This window comes from Streptomyces sp. TAA204, assembly GCF_000424965.1.
On sequence record NZ_KE384283.1, the window covers coordinates 64456 to 86245 of the forward strand.

At 72.0% G+C, this 21790-nt stretch carries 18 protein-coding genes and 1 pseudogene; 7 read left to right on the plus strand and 12 right to left on the minus strand.

The annotated features are described in order from the left end of the window. Positions 1-24 precede the first annotated feature (24 nt). On the plus strand, positions 25-693 hold the full coding sequence (locus tag H343_RS0127585; RefSeq protein ID WP_028433760.1) for a biliverdin-producing heme oxygenase: 669 nt from the start codon (positions 25-27) through the stop codon (positions 691-693). Between the two features lie 34 nt (positions 694-727). Here the strand turns inward: H343_RS0127585 and H343_RS0127590 are convergent, their stop codons facing one another. Beyond that, complete coding sequence (locus tag H343_RS0127590; protein ID WP_028433761.1) at positions 728-1129, minus strand: SH3 domain-containing protein; 402 nt, start codon at positions 1127-1129, stop codon at positions 728-730. A gap of 370 nt (positions 1130-1499) precedes the next feature. On the opposite strand from H343_RS0127590, the gene H343_RS0127595 reads away from it, so the two are divergent. Continuing rightward, a complete protein-coding gene (locus H343_RS0127595) occupies positions 1500-2990 on the plus strand; it encodes an exopolysaccharide biosynthesis polyprenyl glycosylphosphotransferase (protein ID WP_051266229.1) in 1491 nt (496 codons plus the stop codon). A gap of 6 nt (positions 2991-2996) precedes the next feature. Here the strand turns inward: H343_RS0127595 and H343_RS33230 are convergent, their stop codons facing one another. Beyond that, positions 2997-4049, minus strand: coding sequence for a GDP-L-fucose synthase family protein (locus tag H343_RS33230; protein ID WP_078506156.1), 1053 nt, complete (start codon positions 4047-4049; stop codon positions 2997-2999). An 86-nt stretch (positions 4050-4135) separates the two neighbouring features. On the opposite strand from H343_RS33230, the gene gmd reads away from it, so the two are divergent. The 3 genes and pseudogenes from gmd to H343_RS33240 all read left to right on the plus strand — a co-directional run bounded on the left by gmd (position 4136) and on the right by H343_RS33240 (position 7360). Beyond that, on the plus strand, positions 4136-5197 hold the full coding sequence (gmd, locus tag H343_RS0127605; protein WP_051266232.1) for a GDP-mannose 4,6-dehydratase: 1062 nt from the start codon (positions 4136-4138) through the stop codon (positions 5195-5197). A 40-nt stretch (positions 5198-5237) separates the two neighbouring features. Continuing rightward, positions 5238-6809 (plus strand): annotated as a pseudogene (locus tag H343_RS33235) (hypothetical protein); the annotation flags it as partial. Positions 6810-6838: 29 nt separating this feature from the next. Further along, the gene (locus H343_RS33240) at positions 6839-7360 is read left to right on the plus strand and encodes a hypothetical protein (RefSeq protein WP_051266238.1); all 522 of its coding nucleotides are present in this window, start codon (positions 6839-6841) and stop codon (positions 7358-7360) included. Positions 7361-7441: 81 nt separating this feature from the next. Here the strand turns inward: H343_RS33240 and H343_RS33245 are convergent, their stop codons facing one another. The 8 genes from H343_RS33245 to H343_RS33275 form a co-directional block, all read right to left on the minus strand. Then, the gene (locus H343_RS33245) at positions 7442-8758 is read right to left on the minus strand and encodes a glycosyl hydrolase family 28-related protein (RefSeq protein WP_051266241.1); all 1317 of its coding nucleotides are present in this window, start codon (positions 8756-8758) and stop codon (positions 7442-7444) included. Between the two features lie 106 nt (positions 8759-8864). Continuing rightward, positions 8865-10376 (minus strand): hypothetical protein, encoded by a 1512-nt coding sequence (locus tag H343_RS0127625; protein WP_037905503.1) that lies wholly within the window; start codon positions 10374-10376, stop codon positions 8865-8867. After that, positions 10364-11863 carry a hypothetical protein gene (locus tag H343_RS33250; RefSeq protein ID WP_051266243.1) on the minus strand — a complete coding sequence of 500 codons (1500 nt, stop codon included), beginning with the start codon at positions 11861-11863 and terminating at the stop codon, positions 10364-10366. The genes H343_RS0127625 and H343_RS33250 overlap by 13 nt, the downstream gene beginning before the upstream one ends. Further along, positions 11856-13019 (minus strand): glycosyltransferase, encoded by a 1164-nt coding sequence (locus tag H343_RS33255; RefSeq protein WP_037905505.1) that lies wholly within the window; start codon positions 13017-13019, stop codon positions 11856-11858. The genes H343_RS33250 and H343_RS33255 overlap by 8 nt, the downstream gene beginning before the upstream one ends. Beyond that, positions 13016-13651 (minus strand): putative colanic acid biosynthesis acetyltransferase, encoded by a 636-nt coding sequence (locus tag H343_RS33260; protein ID WP_078506158.1) that lies wholly within the window; start codon positions 13649-13651, stop codon positions 13016-13018. Before H343_RS33260 ends, H343_RS33255 begins: the two co-directional genes overlap by 4 nt. Positions 13652-13696: 45 nt before the next feature. Continuing rightward, entirely contained in the window at positions 13697-15040 is a 1344-nt protein-coding gene (locus H343_RS33265; RefSeq protein ID WP_486587080.1) for an MATE family efflux transporter, read from the minus strand. Then, positions 15040-16845 carry a hypothetical protein gene (locus tag H343_RS33270; RefSeq protein ID WP_051266246.1) on the minus strand — a complete coding sequence of 602 codons (1806 nt, stop codon included), beginning with the start codon at positions 16843-16845 and terminating at the stop codon, positions 15040-15042. The genes H343_RS33265 and H343_RS33270 overlap by 1 nt, the downstream gene beginning before the upstream one ends. A 15-nt stretch (positions 16846-16860) precedes the next feature. Next, a complete protein-coding gene (locus H343_RS33275) occupies positions 16861-18297 on the minus strand; it encodes a glycosyltransferase (protein ID WP_486587081.1) in 1437 nt (478 codons plus the stop codon). A 168-nt stretch (positions 18298-18465) separates the two neighbouring features. On the opposite strand from H343_RS33275, the gene H343_RS0127660 reads away from it, so the two are divergent. Continuing rightward, positions 18466-18933, plus strand: a complete 468-nt coding sequence (locus H343_RS0127660; protein WP_028433765.1) for an adenylyltransferase/cytidyltransferase family protein — start codon at positions 18466-18468, stop codon at positions 18931-18933. Here H343_RS0127660 and H343_RS0127665 read toward each other — a convergent pair. Continuing rightward, on the minus strand, positions 18896-19633 hold the full coding sequence (locus H343_RS0127665; protein WP_486587082.1) for a CDP-alcohol phosphatidyltransferase family protein: 738 nt from the start codon (positions 19631-19633) through the stop codon (positions 18896-18898). The genes H343_RS0127660 and H343_RS0127665 overlap by 38 nt on opposite strands. A 126-nt stretch (positions 19634-19759) precedes the next feature. Here H343_RS0127665 and H343_RS0127670 point away from each other — a divergent pair, with 126 nt between their 5' ends. After that, complete coding sequence (locus tag H343_RS0127670; RefSeq protein ID WP_486587083.1) at positions 19760-20764, plus strand: SCO2278 family lipoprotein; 1005 nt, start codon at positions 19760-19762, stop codon at positions 20762-20764. A 126-nt stretch (positions 20765-20890) separates the two neighbouring features. Here the strand turns inward: H343_RS0127670 and H343_RS0127675 are convergent, their stop codons facing one another. Continuing rightward, positions 20891-21637 (minus strand): bifunctional DNA primase/polymerase, encoded by a 747-nt coding sequence (locus H343_RS0127675; RefSeq protein WP_028433768.1) that lies wholly within the window; start codon positions 21635-21637, stop codon positions 20891-20893. Positions 21638-21790 lie beyond the last annotated feature (153 nt).

Sequence of the window (21790 nt, forward strand, 5' to 3'; positions counted from 1 at the left end):
ATGCCGTCGGTAAAGAATGAGGCCATGACCTCACAGCTGCCGGCACACCCCTTCTCCGCCTTCATCCGTGACGCGTCGAAGGCTCAGCACACGGAGGCGGAGAACGCGTCGTTCATGAGCGACCTGCTCGGCGGCCGGCTCGGGAAGGCGGCATACGTCCGCTACACCGAGCAGCTGTGGTTCGTCTACCGGGCCCTGGAGGAAGCCGGGGCGAAGCTCGCCGACGATCCGGTGGCCGGGCCGTTCGTACGGCGGGAGCTGTTCCGCCTCCCCTCCCTGGAGCGCGACCTCGACCATCTGCACGGCGGCGGCGGATGGCGCGGCAGGCTCGCTCCGCTCCCCGCCACGGCCCGGTACGCGGAGCGTATCGCCGAGGTGGCCCTCGAGTGGCCGGGCGGCTACGTCGCCCATCACTACACCCGGTATCTCGGGGATCTCTCGGGCGGCCAGGTCGTGCGGTCGGCCGCGGAGAAGGTCTGGGGCTTCACACACAAGGGCGACGGGGTCCGGTTCTATGTCTTCGAGGACATCCCGAACCCCGCCGCCTTCAAGCGCGGGTACCGCGAACTACTGGACGCCGTACCCGCCGACGACCAGGAGAAGCACAGGATCGTCGGGGAATGCAGACACGCTTTCGCGCTGAACACGGCCGTCTTCGGGGAGCTGGGGGCGCCCGAGCCGGCCGGCCGCTGACACTTCACGGAAGGTCAGCGGCGTGCCCGCGGCGTCAGCCCATCGCGTTCTGCGACCTCTCGGTGTCGGTCATCGTCGAGGGGAAGCGGTCCTTGCACAGCTTCACGTGGCCGACGTTGTGCACGTAGCGGGCGCTCACCCAGTAGTTGCTGTTGCGCAGCTTGTACCAGTACGGGTTGTGGTCGATGACCTGGGCGCGGATCTTGCAGTCCAGGCCGCGCTTGGCCTTGTACGGCAGTACGTACTTCACGGAGGAGTCCGTGCTGGGGTACTGGCGGACATTCAGACCCGACTTGGCGGTCACGACGCCGTAGGGCTTGTGCGGGTCGGCGGTGACGGTGGCCTCTGCGGCGCTCGCCCCGAGAAGCGACCCGCCCAGGAGCACCGCGGACGCCGTGGCGGCGATCCGGAAACGACGAGCAGTAGTGGCAGCCATGCAGCTGCCTCCTTTCCGTAAGCCGTGAGCGGGTGCGGCGCCACGAACGACGTCGGAGGACGTTCGCTTCGTCATAGGCCGCACGCCGGGGTCACGGGTGTCTGGAGGTTCTGCCCGATTTTATGCGGGTGTGCACAGCTACAGGCGCATTCACACGCCCGACGGAGCCTTGTGAATTTTGCCGGATTTTTCTGCTGCGGGAACTACGCGATCTGACAGACAACCGTGGACGGCTTCGCCCGAACTTTCGCAGAAAATATGGATGAACAGCGATGGAAGCTCCACGCTTCGCCTAAAGTCAGCTTGTCTGCACGGTGCACGAGGGGAAGTGCCCGTGCATCACTGGGGGTTCCGCGTAACTGGGGGGTTCATGCGGCGCGATCCCGCGTCTGTCGCAAGCGCGAGCGCATCTGTCCTTAATACATCCGTTCACCCCGTGCCTCCGGCGCGGCAGCACAGGCTCAGGGAGAAGGCCCGCTGGTACGCGCCGGCCGCGGTGGCGGTCGACGTCCTCGGCGCCGGCATACCCGTCTTCCTCGTCTTCACCGCCGGGGGGCAACCGCACCCGCTGGCCGCGGGCATGACCGCCTCGGTGGCCTGGCCGGGCGTCCGGGCCGTGCATCTCCGCTACACCCAGCGTCTGTTGGGCGAGTCCCGGGGGGTGCTCTCCACCCTGCACGACTGGCTGACCCTGGCCGGGCTGCTGGCAGTCGTCCAGGTCGTCAGCGGCGTGAGCCCGGCGCCTGCGTACGCACTGGCCGCGATCGCCTCCGCGCCCGTGCTCACCGCGGTCCACCGGGCCCTGATGCACCGGGATCTGACCGCCCGGCGGCGCGCGGCGCAGGCGGTGCGCCGCGTGCTGGTGATCGGTGAGTCCGGCCCGGCCGACCAGGTGGTCGAGCAGCTGGCCGGCCGTACGGACCACGCGTACGTCGTGATAGGCGCGGTGCCGGTGGGCACGGGGTCACTGAGCAGCGGCGTCCCCGAAGCCGGGCGGCTGGAGGAGGCCCCCCGGGAGCCGTCGGCGGACGGGGCCGCCGTTCTGGAGGCGGCACACCGCTGCCGGGCCGAGCTGGTGCTGATCGTGCCCGGCGCCCTGCTGACCGGGGAACGGCTGCGCCGGCTGTCGTGGGCGACGCAGGACGCGGAGCTGCCGCTGATCGTCGCCTCCGGACTGACCGAGGTGGCCGTGCGCCGGCTGCGGCCGGCGAGCGCCGCCGGACTGAACCTGCTGCACATCGCCTCGCCCGTGCGCCGAGGGCCGCAGCAGGCGGTCAAGGGCGTACTGGACCGGGCGGGGGCGGCGCTGGGGCTGCTGCTGCTGGCACCGCTGATGGCGCTGGTGGCCGCGGCCGTACGGGTCGGGTCGGCAGGACCCGCCCTGTACCGGCAGACACGGATCGGACACCACGGTGCGCCGTTCACGATGTGGAAGTTCCGCTCCATGGTCCAGGAGGCGGACGTGCTGCGGCCTTCGCTGGAGTCCGCCGACGAGCAGGACGGGCCCATGTTCAAGATCCGCCGCGACCCACGGGTGACCCGGGTGGGACGGCTGCTGCGCCGCACCTCACTGGACGAGCTTCCGCAGCTGATGAACGTGCTGCGCGGAGAGATGTCACTGGTCGGTCCCCGCCCGCCGCTGCCCGACGAGGTGGCGTCCTACGACACCACCGCGCTGCGGAGGCTGCGGGTCAAACCGGGGCTCACCGGCCCCTGGCAGGTCGGCGGGCGCTCGGAGCTGTCCTGGGACGAGAGCCTCGCGCTGGATCTCGACTACGCGGACAACTGGTCGCTCACCACCGACCTGGACCTGCTCACCCGGACCGTACGCGCCGTCGTCGACGGCCGCGGCGCGTACTAGGGACATTCAGGGAACCGGGGAGATCTGATGCGAAGACACGGACCCGCCGTGCGAACCGCGCAGCCACCACTCGTATGTCTCCCGGATGCCGTCGGCGAGGGCGATCCGGGGGCGGAAGCCGAGCGCGGCGAGCCGGGAGACGTCCAGCAGCTTGCGCGGCGTGCCGTCGGGCTTGGAGGTGTCGAAGGTGACCCGGCCGCCGAAGCCGACCACCTTCCCCACGGTAGCGGCGAGTTCGGCGATGGTCAGATCCTCGCCGCAGCCGACGTTGACCGGCGATTCGCCGTCGTACTCGCGCAGCAGCAGTGTGCAGGCGCGCGCGAGGTCGTCCACGTGCAGGAACTCCCGCCGCGGGGTGCCGCTTCCCCACAGCACGACCTCCTCCCGCCCGTCGCGCTTCGCCTCGTGGAAGCGGCGGACGAGGGCGGGCAGCACGTGCGAGGTGGCCAGGTCGAAATTGTCGCCGGGGCCGTAGAGGTTGGTGGGCATCGCGGAGATGAACGACGCGCCGAACTGCTGCCGGTAGGCCCGCACCTGCGCGACCCCGGCGATCTTGGCGAGGGCGTAGGGCTCGTTGGTCGGCTCCAGCGGGCCCGTCAGCAGGGCCTCTTCGGTGATCGGCTGGGGCGCGTGCTTCGGGTAGATGCAGGACGAGCCCAGGAAGAGCAGCCGGGCCGTACCGGCGGCGTGCGCACCGGCGACGACGCTCAGCTGGATGCGCAGGTTGTCCTCCAGAAAGGGCACCGGCCGGGTGCTGTTGGCCATGATGCCGCCCACCTTCGCCGCGGCGAGCACGACGGCGTCGGGGCGGGCCTCCCGCAGGAAGGCCGCTGTGCGGTCGGCGTCACGCAGGTCCAGGGCCGTCCGGTCACGGGTGATCACCTCATGCCCCTCGGCGAGGAGGCGGCGGGTGACGGCGGAGCCGACCAGGCCCCGGTGCCCCGCGACGAAGACCCGCGCGGAGCGCGGCAGCAGCGAAGCGGAGCTCTCACGGGCGGGGGTGGTGTCACCGCTGGACTCGCCGGTGGAGCGCCCGCCGTCCTTCCCCTGGATTCCCATCATTTCAGTCATAAGGCTGAACTCTGCCAGATCCGGCACCACTTGAGACCGGAATCCGTCCGGGTTCCGACAGGAGGACACCACGCATGACAAGACCCACGGGCCGGCCCCCGCGCGTCTCCCCCGGGCGGACGGAGGGACGGAGCGCACTGATCACCGGCATCACCGGCCAGGACGGCTCGTACCTGACGGAGCTGCTGCTGTCCAAGAGCTACACGGTGCACGGGCTGGTGCGCCGCTCCTCGTCCTTCAACACCGGCCGCATCGACCATCTCTACCAGGACCCGCACGAGGAGGGCCGCTCCCTCGTGCTGCACCACGCGGACATCAGCGACGGCGTGGCACTGGTGAACCTGCTGCGCGATCTGCGCCCCGACGAGGTCTACAACCTCGGTGCCCAGTCCCATGTGCGGGTCTCCTTCGACTCCCCGCTCTACACGGGCGACGTCACGGGCATGGGAACGCTGCGGCTGCTGGAGGCGATCAGGGCCAGCGGCATCGACACCCGCATCTACCAGGCCTCGTCCTCGGAGATGTTCGGGGCGACACCGCCTCCGCAGAACGAACGCACGCCCTTCCACCCCCGCAGCCCCTACGGGTGCGCCAAGGTCTTCGGCTACTGGGCGACGGTCAACTACCGCGAGGCGTACGACCTGTTCGCGGTGAACGGCATCCTCTTCAACCACGAGTCGCCGCGCCGCGGCGAGACCTTCGTGACGCGCAAGATCAGCCGTGCCGTCGCCCGCATCCACGCCGGGCTCCAGAACAGGCTCTACCTCGGCAACCTGGACGCCGTGCGGGACTGGGGCTACGCACCCGAGTACGTCGAGGCGATGTGGCGGATGCTCCAGCACGACACCCCGGACGACTACGTCGTCGCCACCGGTGAGGCGGGCACGGTCCGTCAGTTCCTGGCGGCGGCCTTCGCGGTGGTGGGGCTGGACTGGTCCGATCACGTGGAGTTCGACGCGAAGTACGAACGTCCCAGCGAGGTGGACGCCCTCATCGGCGACGCCGGCAAGGCGGAGACGGAACTGGGCTGGAAGCCGACCGTGCTCTGGCCCGACCTGGCGCGGCTGATGGTGGAGGCCGACATCAGCGCGCTGGAGGCGGAGCTGGCGGGGACGACCGTACGCATCGACCGGTGAGAGCCGGCCCGACAACTGAAGACCCGGACAAGGGGAGCACATGAACAGACGCAGGAAGTCCTCAAGGCCACGCCGGACAGCGGCGGTCGGCGCGGCGGTCACGCTGATGACCGCGCCGCTGGCACTGCACACGGCCACCGGTGCCCAGGACGCGGCGGCGCTCACACCGCCCGTCGCCGTCACCGCCGACGAACTGCCGACCTGGCAGACGAACGGCATCGTGTGGGCGGCGGCGGAGTCGGACGGGGTCGTCTTCGCCGGCGGCACCTTCTCCGCCGTGCGCCCGCCGGGCTCCCCCGCCGGCAGCGACGAGCAACAGGCCCTGAACTTCGCCGCGTTCGACGCCGCGACCGGGGCCCCCACGGACTGCCGGCTCAACTTCACCATCGGATCGGGTACGGCGAAGGTGGCCGCCCTCGTCGTCTCGCCCGACGGGGAGACCCTCTACGCCGGGGGGTCGTTCGGCGCGGTGAACGGCACAGGCGTCAGTTCGCTCGCCGCCGTCGACATCGGCACCTGCACCGTCAAGGGCGGCTTCCGTCCGTCGGTACCCGCGCCCGTACACGCCCTGGACCTCTCCCCCGACGGCGAAACCCTCTATCTCGGCGGCGACTTCACCAACATCGGCGGCCAGGCGCGCGGGCGCTTCGCGGCGGTGAGGACCGGCAACGGTTCGCTGCTGCCGTGGAACCCGTCCGCCGACAGGCCCGGCCGTGCCGTGGAGGTGCTGCCCTCGTCGGGCGGTGCGGGCCGGGTGGCCGTCGGAGGGGACTTCGACAGGGTCCGCGGCACCGGCTCCCACGCCCTGGCCGTCGTCGACGACACCACGGGCGGACTCGTGCGCGCCTATCCCGGATTCATCGAACGGCGCTCCGTCGTCAAGGACATCACCTCCGACGCCACCGGCTTCTACACCGGCAACGAAGGCACCGGCGGCGGCGTCTTCGACGGGCGCATCGCCCTGGACCTGGACGACCTCGGGCAGCGCTGGCGCGACACCTGCCTGGGCGCCACCCAGACGGTCACCGTCCACCGCTCCGTCCTCTACAGCGGCTCGCACGCCCACGACTGCTCCTCGATGGGCGAGTTCCCGGACGGCAGACGACGCCATCTGCTGGCGCAGCGGGTCGACGACCCCAAGCTGCTCGGCTGGCTCCCGGACACCAACGACGGTCTGGTCGAGGCGATCGGACCGCGCGCGATGACGGTCTCCTCCTCCGGCGGACACGACTACATGTGGGTCGGCGGCACCTTCACCACCGTCAACGGCAAGGCACAGCAAGGGCTCACACGGTTCGCCGACGGCCCCGACACCCGCCTGCCCTGGGTGCCGGACCAGGTCAGCGGCTCGGCCACCTGGTCGGGAGACGTACGGCTGAACTGGCGCTCCAGCCTGGATCTCGACGACAGCGAACTGACGTACCGCGTCTACCGGGACAACTCCTCCACTCCCCTGCACACCACCTCCGGTGAGTCGATGCCGTGGCGCCGTCCGCAACTGACCTTCACCGACACCTCGGTGAACCCGGGGTCGACCCACGGCTACCGCATCACCGCAAGCGACGCGGCCGGCAACACCAGCGGCCTGTCCGCCCGGGTGACCGTCACCGTGCCGGGATCACCGTGAGGGGCGGGCACGCCGTGGGGGGCGTACGGACGCTGCTGCTCGCGGCGTTCGCGGGAGCACTGCTGCTGACGACGGGCTGCGGCGCGTCCTCGTCCGAGGGTGAACGGACCGGCAGGACGGACAGTCAGGCGGCCGGACGGACCACCGGACCCAGCTCCCCGGCGGGTACCGGACAGGGCGCCGACAAGCAGGACAGCAAGGAGTCCCGCAAGGAGGCCGGAGCGTCCGGGGAAGCCGGCCCCTCCGGCAGCCCCGCAAGCACGCCAACCGTGCCGAAGGCCGAACTGACCCCGGCCACGGGCTCGTTCACGAAGAAGCAGAAACGGTATCTGGAGGGCCGGGTGCCCACGGGCATCGATCCGGCAGCAGTGGTGGCGGGTGGGGAGGAGATCTGCGAGCGCATCACCCGCACCGCTCGGGTCGACCGCTCCGCCGTCGTCGACGCCATCAGGTCGAAGGAGATCCGCGGCGCCAGGGGCGCGGTCCTCCATCTGTGCCCGCAGCACAAGGACTTGCTCCCCGCGACGGGGCGCTGAGCGGAGAGCGAGGGCGGAGAGCGAGGGCGGAGAGCGAGGGCGGAGAGCGAACCGCTGAACGGGCCCGGGAGCCGGGCCCGTTCAGCGGCCGGTGCAGTCGGTGAAACGCACCTGGGCGCCGTCGCCGGAGCCGGTGCCCCGGATCTGTGCGAAGTCCTCCTGCGGATGGCTGCGGAACGCGCACATGTCGTAGCGGGCCAGGGGCGGGGCCTTCTCGCCGCGCTTCCCCGTCTCGAACAGGTGGTGACCGACGAGACGGCACAGGTCGTAGCGGATCAACGGGCCCTTGCCGCCGGTGCGGTAGCGGTGCGGCGAGATGCCGGCGGAGAAGCTCTTGAACGCGTTCGAGGTGTCGTCGCAGTCGTTGAAGTGGACGGTGCCCTCGTCCCAGGCGCAGTCGATGATCCGCACCCCCGGGTCGCGTACCTCGAAGCGGATGTCCTCGGCGTGGAAGCGCTGCACCGAGTCCGCGTGCGCGGCGCGCGGGAAGCGGAAGAAGGTGCTGACGCGATCGTCACCACTGCCGCCGGGGCGGCGGCCGGTGATGATGTACGAGCCCCCGCGGCAGGTGATGGAGCCGCCGTAGGGGAACTCCAGGAAGTTGCCCCACTCGTACTCGACCTTCATGTCGTTGAACCAGTAGTTGAGGAACTGGTCCTGCTGGCTCGGCTTCTTGGAGCGGCGCGAGAGCCCCGAGTAAAGGAACGCCTTGCGGTAGGCGCCGCCGACGCGGCACGCGTCCCAGCGCATCTCGGAGTTGGTGTTGGTGCCGTCCAGGGCGAGCCCGTACGTCCACTCGCCGGTCCACTCGCACTCGCTGAACCGGTAGTCCTGCGCCTGCCCTTCGGAGTAGGAGGAGAAGAAGGACGCACCGGGCGTGGCCGAACGGAAGCGCATCTGCTCGAACTTGAGGTTGGCCCACATGTTGTCGTTGCGGCAGAGGAAGGCGTCGGCGGCGTCCTTCTCCTCCGGCTGGAAGACGATCTCCGTGATGCGCTTGCCCGCACCCCGGAAACGCAGCCCGTTGGCCTTGCGCTGGGGATCGCCGCCGTCGAGCAGCGCGTGCGGGCGCCGGATCAGGTAGGCACCGGGCGGTACGTCCACGACCGTGCGGCCGATGCCGCCCCGCACGCGGGAGACCGCGTGCCGGTAAGCCTTCTCGAACGCTTCGCTGTCGTCGCTGCGCCCGTCGCCGCGGGCTCCGAAGTCGGCGACGACGTCCACCACCGCCTTGCCGGGCGGTCTGCCGTCAGCGGCCCCGTGCCGGGGGGTGCCGGGCTTCGCGTCGTCCGGCGTGCCGGAGCCGCCCGTACAGCCGGTCACCCCCAGGGACGCCGCGGCGGCCGCGCCGCCCGAGGTGAGCAGTGTCCTGCGGGTGACGGGCGGCCTGGCTGCCATGCGTGTCCCTGTGCTGTAGGCGGTGCGGATACCGTCGCCGCGCCGGCCGCTGCGGCCGCGGCCGCCATGACGGTGAGGTCACGGCGGTCGCGGCCGGTGCGGCGGCTCAGCGCGCGGTAACGTACACGGGTCCGTTGCGGCCCGAGACGTTGTCCCCGTCGGTGACTTCGAGCGAATACCGGTGGGTGGACCCGGGCTCGACCGTCTCGGTGAAACCGAGCGGAGGACGGTCCCAGTAACGCGAGTCGGCGGTGAGGGACCTGTGGTAGGTGCCGTCGCGGAAGATCCGGTAGGTGAGGGTGCCGTCGTCGCGGTCCCAGGCGGCCTTCCACGTGAGCCGCACCTTGCCCTTCGCCGTACTCTCCCCGCTGAGCACCGGCACCTGCGGCGCGCCGGTGTCCGGGGCGGCGGGGAAGCGGGTCAGCGACTGCTGCGGCTTGCTGTTGACGGTGGTGAACTCGCCGCCGGTCCACAGGATGTCACCGGCCATGACCATGGCGCGCGGGCCGAGCTGCTCCCCGAGACCGCCGTTGGTCTGGGGGAACCAGGTCTGGATCGAGCCGTCGGCGACCGAGTTGGCCAGCAGGTGCTGCCGGATGTTGATGTCCGGGAAACCACCGGGCGTGTCCTCGCAGTTGTGCGCGTGCGAGCCGCTGTAGAGGACGCCGTCGTAGGGCACGACGGCCTGTGTCGCGCCGTAGCAGGTGTCGGTCCACTCGCGCTCGCCGGTGGCGAGCGAGGCGGCGATCCTGCCGTCGAAGACCTTGTGCCCGGTGCCCTCGGCGCCGAGGTAGAAGCTGTCCTCGTCACGGTTGAGCGCCTTGACGACGGACTTCTGCTCGATCCAGCCGGGGAAGGTCTTGTTGGTGGCACCGGTGTCGGGGTCGAGTGAGGCGAGGGCGTGCACCTTCTCACCGTTGAGCGTGTCGAAGTCGCCGCCGATGACGACCTTGCCGTGCTCGGGGGCGGCGGTGACGGCCCGTACGGTCGCGTCCACGGTGGCTTTGAAGGGCAGCAGCTCACCGTCCGGACTGACGGCGGCGACCCGCTGCCGGGTCTCACCGTCGACCTTGCCGAAGTCGCCGCCGAGATGGACCGCTTCGGAGGTGGCGTCCAGAGCCCGGACGGTGGCGGTGACGCCCGGGCGGAAGTCGCCGCGCAGTGCGCACCCGCCGGTGTCGAAGGCGACGGCGTTGCTCACTCCGGTCGCTTTGCCGTTCAGCGTCACCGTTCCGAACGAGCCGCCCACGTAGAGCACTTCTCCGTCCGGTGAGGGCTTCATCGCCCGTACGGAACCCGATCCGCCGGTGAAGGACGGCGCGCAGGGCAGCAGTTCGCCGGTCTCCGCGTCGAAGGCCGCGAAGTTCTTCCGGGGGACCTGCTCCTCACCGGGCCCGGCGCCGGGAGGACGCACGTTGCTGAAGACGCCGCCCGCGTAGACGACGCCCTTGGCGTGGGCGACGCTCCAGACGATGCCGTCGGTCTGCCAGGTCGGCATGGGGTCGGCGGTGAGGGTCTCCCCGGCCGGCTCCTTCTCCGCTCCGGCGGCGGCCGCCGTGACGGTGCCGAACAGCCCCAGGGCCGCGACGAGACAGCCCACGGCTCTCAGTCTCCGCATGTTTCCCCTCTGCGATGAGCGACAACTCCACGCGAGGGAACGGACATCGGCCCGGCCGAACGCCCCTGCCCCCCGTCCCCCTCGGGCACACCATATCCGTACCGAACACTCACGCACAGCGGAATGAGGATCAAAAGGGTGAGCGGTCCCATACTCGCCATCAACGATCCCCGCAGCAGGATGAGCTGGAAGAACGCCAGCCCGGGTACGAGCACCACGGCGAGGCTGCCCCGCCGGCCCCGCAGCCGGTCCCGCACGTCGTCGATCCGCCGTGAGAGCGCCCCGTACAGCCCGAACACGAGGGCCACCGCGGGGAATCCCGCCCACAGGTACGTCTCCGCCCACAGCGGCGCCGAGAGGTTCTCGAAGGTGTAGCCCGCGTACCTGGCGAGCCGGGTGCCGGTGTCCTCCGGCTTGTCCGGCCACACGGCGCGCGGCACGAAGAAAAGCGGCGGCCCGACGGCGGTCTCGGGAGCGTATCCGCCGGCGTCACGCAGACTGATGCCCGTCTGCAGCTGCTGGTAGGCGTCGTAGTCGCCGTTGGTGGTGAACTGCGCGCTCGGCGACAGCAGTCGGACGGACTCGCGCTCGTCGTTGCGGAAGTGGTCGCCGTAGGGGAAGACGATCAGCACGACGGCGACCATCGTGGCTGCGGCCACCCGGAAGCCCCGCGGGCGGCGCAGCACCGGAACACTGAACAGCAGCGTCAGCACCACCGTCCCCGCCCAGAAACGCGGCTGGCTCACAGGGTTGTTGACCACGGCGTTCAGTGCAAGAAGCGGCGGCAGCAACGCCCAGCGCAGCCCGCGCAGCAACTGGTCGGCGCCGCGTCTGCGGTGTACGTGCAGCAGGGCGAGCAGCGCCCAGAAGGCGGGGGCGGAAAGGGCCCACGCGGCCAGCGCGCGACTCGCGGTGTCCCCGCCGCTCGCTGCCGCCGACGTCTCGTTGACCGCCTGCCTGCTGGCGAAGAATGCCCCGATGCCGCCCTGTTGGGGAATGAGGAGGGCCGCCAGCGCCAGGGCGGCCACGCCGAGCAGGAGGACGCGCGGAGGTGAAAGCCGGCGCGAAAGCAGCGGTTCGAGTACGGCCGAGGACGGGGTGCGGCGGTGTGCCGCGGCGGCGGAGCCCGCCGTGTAGGCCAGCAGGCCGGTCTCCACGACGGCGCAGGCAGTGGCTGCCGTGTCCTGGCCGACGACGAAGCCCAGCGGGTACGTGCCGGTGGCGAGCATGGCGAGGGGCGCGAGCCCGAGCCAGATGTAGCCGAAGAGCCAGAAGCCGAAGGCCATCAGCCGTACGGAGCTGCCGGCGAGCACCCAGGCGAGCGCGCAGCCGGTGTGCACCACGACCACGCACTGGATCACCAGCGCCGGGCCGGGCGTGGTGACCGTGTCCCCGGAGAGGAGCACCGCGCCGGGTATCACCAGGACGGCCAGCAGCGCCCAGGCGAGTACGGCGGCGGGACCGACTCCCCTGACAGTCTCACGCACCGCGGTACAGCTCCTCCAGCCGGCCGGCGACCGCCCCGGCGGAGTAGAGCTCGTCCACGGCACGCACTCCCGCACCGGCCAACTCCACCGCCTTCGCCGGGTCTTGAAGGATCTCCAGTACTGCCTCGGCGAGCTCCCGCGGTGTTCCGCCGGTCACGACGCTCGCGCCCCGCGCGGCGAGTTCGTCCGCGATGCCGCACCCCACGGTGCAGACGGTGGGGGTGCCCGCAGCGAGCGCCTCCAGGAGGCTGACGGGGAAGACCTCGCGGCTGCTGGGCAGCACGTACACGGACGCTTCGGCGATGCGGCGCAGGGCTTCCACATGGCTGACGGCGCCTCCGTACCGCACTGTTCGGGCGAGGCCGTACTCCTCGATCAGGCTCTCGACCTGCCCCAGCGAGCCCTCGTCGGCGCCGTGCAGGGTGAAGCAGACGCCGGGACGACGGGCGGCCACGAGCGCGGCGGCCTCCACGAACGCCTCCGGGCGCTTGACGGGGTGCAACCGTGCCAGGAACAGCACCTCCTCGGCGGGCGGTTCACCCGACGTGGTCCGGGAGGGGGACGTGGTCCGGTAGGGGGACGTGGTCCGCCCGGCGTGCACCGGAGGGCGGACCACACCGTTGCGTATCCGGTGCAGTGGCGGCCGTCTGCCGGTGCCCAGCACCCGTTCCAGCCCTGCCTGTTCCTCCCCGGTCAGGACCAGGCATGCGCGCGCCCGCCGCAGCAGCGGCACGTACAGCGCGTCGAAGACGCGGGCCACTGCGCCGTGCCGTGGCTGCACCATGCCGTGCGTCTGCACGACGAGCGGGAGGCGGCGCACAGCGGCCACCGCGAGCGCACAGAGCGAGACCAGGTCGCGTGCGGCGTGCACGTGCACGATGTCCGCGCGGCCGAGGTGCCGCCACAGAGCGGCCACGAGGCGGGGGTTGAGCAGCCCGAGGAAGCCGGTGCCCGGTACCAGGGTGCGGGCGCGCTGCGCTTCGAGCGGCACGCCGTCCCAGTGGCCGGGGGCGCGTGTACGTCCGCGCCACAGGGCGAGCAGCACCGTCTCATGGCCGCGGGAGGCCAGTTCGCCGAGCTGAGCGGTCGCGACGCTCACCGGGCCTCCGTACGCGCCGCCTTCGCTGACGAGCGTGACGACGTGGGCGATCCTCACGGCGCACCGCCGGGAGCTGTACGCCCGGCACGCGCGGCGCCGCCCGTGTCCGTACCGGCCGCCGCGCCCGTGTCCGTACCGGCTCCCGCGCCGGTGGGCGTGCCGCCGCCCGCGCCCGTACCCGCAGTGAGCACCTCGTCCGCCGCCAGGTCCCGGTGCGCCACGGCACCCGCACCGACCACCGCGCCCTCGCCGACGGTCACGCCGCGCAGCACCATCGCGCGGGCGGCCACCCACGACCCCGGGCGCAGACGTATCGGCCCGTTGTCGAACTCGAAGGTGGGCGAGCGGCGTTGGTGACTGCCGGTGCACAGCACCGCGCCCTGTGAGACGCACACGTCGGAATCGACGGTGATGGGTTCGAGGTTGATGAACCAGGCGTCCTCACCGATCCACACGTCGTCACCGACCGTGAGCTTCCAGGGCCACTGCACGCGCACGCCGTGCCGGACGATCACGCGGGAGCCGATGCGCGCGCCGAAGGCCCGCAGGAGCGCCGGCCGCAGACGGGGCGGGAACCACCAGGCGCGGAAGGCCAGATGGAGCACGGCGAACCACAGGACCTGCACGGGCAGCGGGCGTCCCTTGTCGTAGCCCTCGCCGGTGAAGCCCCGCAGATTGCGGTCGGTCATGGACGCTCTCCCCCTGGTCGTCGCGGTCTTCCGGTCTTCTGGTCGTCACGGTCTTCCCGGAAGCCCGGGTCCGGCGGGTCCCTGTGGCCCTGGCGTCTCTCCCCGTACTGCCGGCTCTCCCCGTACCTCCGGGGCCTGTTCTCCACGGCCGCACGCCGTCTCCGTCCCGCTCCCGCCCGAGCCGCCCCCGAGTGAGGCGACACGCAGCCACAGGGCGGCGGCCTTGCACGCCGAACCGAGGCACAGCCCCCAGGCCGCCCCCGGAGCACCCCCCAGGAGGAACCCGCCGGCCAGGAAGAGGACCGAGGCGAGGGAGAAGATAACCTGGACCGGCAGCGTCGCCCTGGGCCGCAGCACACGCAGGGCGAGCAGCGCGCTGGTGGCGAGCGCGATGCCCACGTACTGGCCGCCGGTCGCCGGAAGCAGCCGGGAGGCCACCGCCCAGGTGTCACCGAGGAGTTGGCGCCCGGCACGGTCGGGCAGCGCGGCCAGCAGCAGCGCCCACCCCGCCGCGGTGACGGCGAGCACGGCGGCGAGCACCACGGTCGTGCGGACGGTGCGGCCGGTGTCGTGGGCGCGCCGCAGAAGCGGCGGGCCGAAGGCCGTGGCCGAGTTGCACAGTACGTTCAGGGGGCCGAAGAGGGCGGCGGCTCCGCGCAGGGCGCCGACGGTCAACGGGCCGGTCAGCAGCCCCAGTCCGATGACGGCGAGCTGGCTCGACCCGTTGCCGACCGCGAACTCCACGGCGAAGCGGCGCCCCAGGTGCCCGCGTCCGAGCAGTTCCCGGGCCCGGCCCCGGGCGCCGCGCAGCTTCGGGGCGAGCATGGCGCCCCCGAGAGCGAAGGCGGGCAGCGCTGCCAGTCCCCACACGGCCATCAGACGGGCGGGGCCGCTGCCGGAGGGCTGGAGCGCGAGCGCGGGAATCGTCACGGCGAGCCGCAACAGGTCCGCGGCCAGGGCCCGCCCCGGCAGCCGCAGCGTCGAGAAGCAGTAGCGCAGGCCGTCCTGTCCCGTCACGAGGGGCAGTACCACTCCGAGCACGGCGAGGGCGCGCGCCGTGTCACCGGGCAGCAGGGCCAGCACCAGCGCGGCGGTGAAGCCGACGGCGCTGGAGGCGCAGGCGGTGAAGGTGACAGCGCTGCGGCAGGCATCGCGCGCGGCCTGGCCGTCCCGGAGGACGAGTGCCTGCCCGACGTAGCTCGCGGCCAGCCCCGTCAGCACCGTGGCGACCATGTACACGAGGGAGAAGACCGCGAAGTCGCGGATTCCGGACAGGCGCGCGGCGACGACGAGCACCGCGATGTTGGTGACGGCTGCGACGCCCTGATCGGCGACGGAACACAGGACGGCGGCACGCGTGCGCTCCCCGCGCGGCGCGGACTCCCGCATCACCGCCCGGTGACCCGGCCGGCGGGGCGTTCCGGTCCCGACTCCGGTTCCGGCCCGGCGCACGGTTCGACGACGTACCGGTCGACGTCCCCGTCCCGCTCCCGGCCCGGGGTGAGGCCGCCGGCAGCGCCCGTACCGCCGGGGCGCGCGGTCCTCGGCGCGTCGGCTTCCCACCCGGGCCGCTGATCCGGACCGGCGGGCTGGTGGGGCGGGACGTGCGGCTGAACCGAGCTCCCGCCCTTCCGTCCTCCCCGCCCGCCGCCGGAGCCGTCACGCTGTGCGTGCAGCAGCGCGCCCAGTACGGTGCCGCCCGTACCCGTCACCAGCTCACGAACACGTTCGAGGTCGTCCCGGCGCACCTCGCCGGGGTTGCACACGACGACCACACCGCCGACCCGGTCGGCGAGGGCGATGGCGTCGGCCCACGTCAGTACGGCGGGCGCGTGGACGACCAGCGTCGTGCCCGGTTCCTCGGCCTCGGCGAGCAGCCTGCGGGCGGGCGCTGCGCCGAGGGCGCGGGCCGCGTTGCGTACCCGCGCTCCGGGCACGAGTTCGAAGGCGCCCGACTCCCCGGCGTCCATGGGGATCTGGAGCCCGGTGGGCCAGCCGCCGTCGCCCCGCGCGGGTCTGCGGGCCCAGCCGGGGCGAACGCTCTCGGCGTCGCGCAGGCGCTCCGTGAGGGACGGTGTGCGCAGGTCGGCCTCCACCAGCAGCACGTCGTGGTCCATCTCCACGAAGGAGGCGGCGAGATTGACGGACGCGGCGGCCGCGGTCTCACTGCTTCCGCGGGGCGCCACGACGAGCACCGACCGCGGACGGTCCACGAGACGCGCGTCGCAGGCGAGCCGCAGGGCCACCGAGCGGTACTCCTCCGCCGCCCTGCCGGACGCCAGCAGCGGGGCTGACCTGCGCTGCCGCGGCAGGGTGCCCAGAACGGGCGCGCCCAGGGCCCTCGCGGCGCCCTCCTCGGTACGGACGAGCGGGTCGGTCACAGCCCGCACCCATGCGGCGAGCAGCCCCAGCAGCAGGCCCGTGGCCGCTCCGAGGCCCAGCAGCAGGGGCAGGCCGGGGCCGGCGGGCGAGGTGGGAGGCAGGGCCGTACGCACCACCGTGCCCGGTGTGGTGTCCAGGGCCGCCAGATCGGCGATCTTGCTGTCGACGACGGCGAGTTGGGCGTCGACGGAGTCGCTGCTGCCGCGCTGCGGCAGCAGCGGCCGGCGCTGGTCCCGGTAGCGGTCGAGCATCTTCTCGACCTGTGCCTCGGTTGCCTTCTCCCTGTGGTCGAGGAAGGCACGGGCGAAGGCGTTGGCTCGCTCTGCACTGCCACGGGGCGAGTCCGCGGAGTAGGTGAAGCGGAGTATGAGCGTGTCCGGCGGGTTGGTGACCTGCAGCCCCGACTGCAGCCGGGCGCCCTGCCGGCGCCCGCCGTCACCGCTGTCACCGTCGTCACCGCCGGCGTCCCGGGCCTGACGGCCGAGGCGTTCGGCGGCGAGGCGCGCGACCGCGCTGCCCATGGCCGTCTGGCGCTCCGATTCGATACTGATTCCCGCGTCGGCCGGCTTCCCGCCGGCCGCGAAGGGATCGACGGTGGGCTGGCGCAGCGTCACCTCGCTGGAGGCGGAGTAGTCGTCGCTGCCCTCGACGCCCAGCCATCCGCCGCCGAGCAACCCGAGCAGCAGGCCGAGCACCACCAGTGCGCGGTAGCGCAGAAGCTGTGCCAACTGGTCCCGCAACTGGTCCGCTTCACCGTGCTGTGCTGCGCTCCCGCGTGCCGCCGCCCCTCCGGCGGGCGGCTCCTGTCCCATCTGCACGAAGTCCCCCTACCCCTGTGCGGTGTTCAAGTCGCGTACGGCGTCCGGGAATCGAGACCGGGTCCCGGGGAGGCGCTCTTGCGGGCCCGTTGACGTTCCCGCGTCCGCCTCGCCGCCCGTGCCTGTCACAGAGTCCCCGGACGGGTGCGCGTCCGTGCCACTGTCCCCGCCGGGAGCGGCCCGCGTGCCCGTACGCCGCCCGGTGCGCTCCAGCGCTTCGTCGAGGAGGGACGTCATCCGGGCCAGCCCGGCCTCCCTGCTCAGATGCGCCTCCACGTACCGCGGGCCCCGCGCACCCAGGCGCCCGGCGGCCTCGGGGTCGGCGGCCAGCGCCGTCACGGCCTCCGCCAGCGCCCCGGGGTCCTCGGGCGGGACCAGCACGGCGGCTCCGGACCGCCGCAGTTCCCCGGCGGTGCCGCCGCTCTCCGCGACCGAGCCGACGACGGGCCGCCCGGTGGTGAAGTAGGAGGTCAGCTTGGAGGGCACGCTCATGTCCTGCACGGACGCGCGCTGGGTGACGGCGAGCACGTCGGCGGCGGCCAGTACGTCCGTGAAGTCGGCCTCCTGGGCGGGGGGCAGGAAGCCGACGTTGGGCAGCCCCGCGGCGAGCTCACACAGCCGCTGACGCTGGTTGCCCTCACCCATCAGCACGACCCGGATGCGGGGCTCCCGCCGGGCGGCCTCGATGAGCACCTCCAGCCCCTGCTTGAGGCCCATGTTGCCCGAGTGCACCACCACGGTGCTCTCCGCCGGCCAGCCCAGCCTCGCCCTGGTGCGGGCACGGTCCCCCGAAGGGCGGGCCACATGTGACCAGTTGGGCACCACGCGAATGCGCTCGCGGGGTACGCCCATGGCCGCGACGCGTTCGGCGAAGCTGTCGTGGATGACACCGACGAGGGTCGCCTGCCGCAGCACCCACCGCTCGACGGCCGAGGCGGCCGAGGCGGCCCTGTCACCGCCGCGTATGCCACTCTGCGCGGCGGCCGCCCCCATGAGGTCCTGCACGACGGGCACGAAGGGGACTTCGTACCGCCGCGCCGTGCGCGCCGCCAGCACGCCGCCCGCCAGGCTGGGCAGTTGAGCCAGCACGGCGTCCGGCGGACCGCCGGTGCGCGGCGGTGCGATCAGACCGTGCGCCACGATGGACGCCTCGTACAGCGCCCTTCGCGCGGCGGTCTGCCTCGGCGGAACACTGTGACGCCGGCGGTGCACGTGCACTCCGGAGCGCCGCTCCACCGTCCGCCACACGCCCCGGTAGGCCGGGTCCGTGCGCCAGGCCGGGTAGTGCGGCATGCCGGCGAGCACATGGACCTCCAACTCCGGTCGCTGCGCCCAGTGTTCGGCGATCTGTGCGGCGTAGGGGCCGATCCCGGCCTGCTCCGGCGCGTAGTTGGTCGATATCAGCAGCAGCCGCCTGTGCGGCAGCGCCTCAGCATGTTCCGGCAAGACCCGGCCCCTCCCCCACGCTTCCCTCCCGATCCCCAACCGCACCCTAACGGCAATTACCTGACTCTTCCCTACAACCTCCACATCCCGTCCTCATGTTGTGATTGGATCGGCACAGTCGGCGGGCACTGGGGGGTGCTCCGCCGCATTCGTGACTGGGGGGTTCGGATGAGACATACGGTGGGCTACGCACCGGGCGCGTACGACCTGTTCCACGTGGGACATCTCAATCTGCTGCGGCACGCCCGCAGCCGCTGCGACTATCTCGTCGCCGGTGTCGTCTCCGACGAGATGGCCGAGCTGGCCAAGGGCCGGGCTCCGGTCGTCCCGCTGGTGGAGCGGCTGGAGATCGTGCGCAGCATCCGCTTCGTGGACGCCGCGTTCGTCGAGACCGTCCCCGACAAGCTCGTGACATGGCAACAGGTGCGGTTCGACGTGCTGTTCAAGGGCGACGACTGGCGGGGCACGCCGAAGGGCGAACGTCTGGAGGCCGCGTTCGCCACGGTCGGGGTCGAGGTCGTCTACTTCCCGTACACCATGCACACCTCCAGCACCCAGCTGCGCCGTGCCCTGGACGCCCTCGCCGCGCCCGCCCGGGTCACCTCCGGACCGCGGACAGCTCCCGGAACCACTTGACCAGGAACGCAGCCAGGAGCAGCACATGGGCGGCGAAGAAGAACGCGTAGCCGCCGAGGAAGGCGTCTTCGCTGCCCAGCAGCAGAAAGACCGCGCAGAAGACGCCGTAGTCGACGGGCAGCAGGGCCACCGCGCGCAGCCGCGACGGCGGCACGGGGGCGGCAGGGCCCCTGCCTCCCGAGGGGAGCGGGGGCGGCAGCAGCTTGGCGGTGAGCAGCCCGCCGAAGAAGATGAGCACGGCCGCCAGCTGGAAGGCCAGGGGCACCAGCAGCCAGGCGTCGGAGGGCAGTTCGAAGAACCGGTAGAGCGAGACGAGCACGGCCGCGTGCAGAGCGGTGATCTTGGCGCAGTCGACGACGTGGTCCAGCCACTCCCCCGCCGCGCTGCTCTCCTCGCGCAGCCGGGCGAGCTGCCCGTCGGCGGAGTCGAAGGCGAAACCCACGGCAAGCGCCGCGTAGACGGCGACGGCCAGCGGCCAGGAAGGCTCCAGCAGCGCGAGCGCCGCGATGCCCGCCGCACTGAACGCCGCGCTGACGAGAGTGACTTGATTCGGGCTCAGACCGGCCGCGTGGGCCGCCGCCGCGAGTACTCGCCCGGCCGGCCGGTTCACGTACCGCGAGTAGAGCGAGACCCCCTTCGCCGTCTTCTGCGCCCCCCTCAACTCGCCGATCGCCCTGCCGAACCTGCCACGGTGCTCCACCAGGCCCCCCTGAGATCCACCCCGATTGCCGCGCATGATGTCATACGGGACCCGCACCTCGGACACGAAGGCCGTGGGCAGGGCGATAGTGTGCGTTACCGCATGGCGGGCGGGGAGGACACGAGGATGCAGGCGCGACAGGTGCGAGGAGCGCGACGGGTGCGACGGGCACGGCTGCTGGGGGCAGGGGCTTCCGCGACGGCACTGACGGTGATGCTGTCGGGATGCGTGACGGTGCACGGCGAGACGGCGGTCGTTCCGGCGGTCTCCAAGTCCGAGGCCCGGAAGGTCCTGAAGAAGTTCAACAAGACCAGCAACAAGGCCAACGAGACCTACGACGCCTCACTGAACGCCACGATCGAGACCGGCGCACTCGGCGCCATCGACCAGGCGGGCCTGAGGTCGCGCAAGTCGGTGCAGCCCGGAGGGAATCCGAAGTACCAGCCGCTGCGGCTGTCCGACCCCCGCTTCCTGATCCCCGAACAGGCGGGATGGCCCAAGTTCTTCGTCGCCGACACCCGGAGCAACCGCACGCAGAACGGCCGCTGGCTGTTCGTCTTCCAGCGGGCGAGCGCCAAGTCGAACTGGAAGGCGTCGTATCTGTCGGTGCTGGAGAACTCCGAGATGCCGCAGTTCGCCACCGGCAAGGACGGGCGTGTGAAGGCCGTGCCGAACACGGACGGGGGCGGGCTCCTCCTCTCCCCGGACGAGCTGAGCGACGCCTACGTGAGCTATCTGCGCGAAGGCGGCGGGGAGTTCGAGGCGGGTGAGCACACCAGCAAGCGCCGCGACCAGCGCGAGGGGTCGGAGAACCAGCCCGGCAAGCGCACCGAGTTCGCCGACCAGGCCGCGGAACCGCCGCAGTACGCCCCGTTCGGGCTGCGCACCAAGGACGGGGGCGCGCTGGTCTTCTTCGCCTCGCACCACCACACCAAGGAGACCTACGCCGAGGGCTACAAGCCGCCGGTGAAGGACCCGCTGGTGAAGGCGCTGATGACCGGTGAGCCCCGTCAGGCGGTGACCTACATCCGTGTCTCCGAACAGGCCGTCACCGTGCCCCCGAAGGAGGACGGGGAGAAGGTCACCTTCCTCAACCGGATCGACGGACTGGTCTCGGCCAAGGGGGAGTGAGCCGGTCCGGGTGCCGCTCGTGCCGCTCTCCCAACCGCCGTGCGGCGAAGACGTCCGCTCTCCCGCCGTTCGATCCGCAGGGGCCCCGCCGGCAGCCGGCCAGGTCCCGTCAGAGTTCCGTCGCGCTCACCGGACCGGCCAGGATGCCGTCTCCTCGCCCTGGTACGCCGCACAGGCGTCGGTGAGGGCCTCCAGCAGCGTCAACGGCTCGGGCAGCGCGTCGGTCGCCCCGGCCTCCGCCTGCGGTGCCCGCACCCACCGCAGCCCTTCGCGCGCACCCTCCCCCGGCAGCACGGCCGGAGGCACGAGCACATAGCTGCCGCGGCAGTGCCATCGCAGACCCGGGTGCTCATCCATCGTCTCGGGGTGGCAGTCCAGTTCGCAGGGCCACCACTCGTCCTCGTCGTCCGGGGTGCGGGTGGCGGTGAAGAAGAGCATCCGGTCGCCGCCCGAGAGCGCCACCGGACCCAGCGGCACCTCTTCCCTCTCCAGCCGCTCCAGCGCGGCCCGCCCCGCCTCGGCGGGCACGTCGAGCACGTCGTGGTTCCGTCCGGTGGCGGTGACGAAGTTCGCCTCCGGCTGGCTGTCGGCCCAGCGCCCGACCTGTTCGGTGTCGGTGGTGGCCTGGGTCTGCCACGCGAAGGAGACGGGGTGGCGCCCGGGGGTGGGGCAGCCGATGCGTACGCACGAGCAGCCGTAGCCGGAGGGATGAGCGGCGGGCGCGAGCGGGAAGCCCGCCTCTGCGGCGGTCAGCAGGAGCTCCCTGCGGGCCCTGGCCGCGGCGGCCTGCGCGTCGGCGCCCTTGGCACTCGCCTTGTGACCGGACCGCGTGAGCTGACGCAGCCACCGGTCGAACCTTCTCCCGCTTTCCATCTACCGCCTCACTCCGCGCGCGACGACACCGTCGTTCTCCGAGGGTACGCAGCACGGAGCACCCACCGGCGGCGAATCCGCGGATCGTGGCTGACGCGGCGTCATCCCGGCGGCCTCCGCCGTACACCTGATCAAGCACCGCACGGCTTCGTG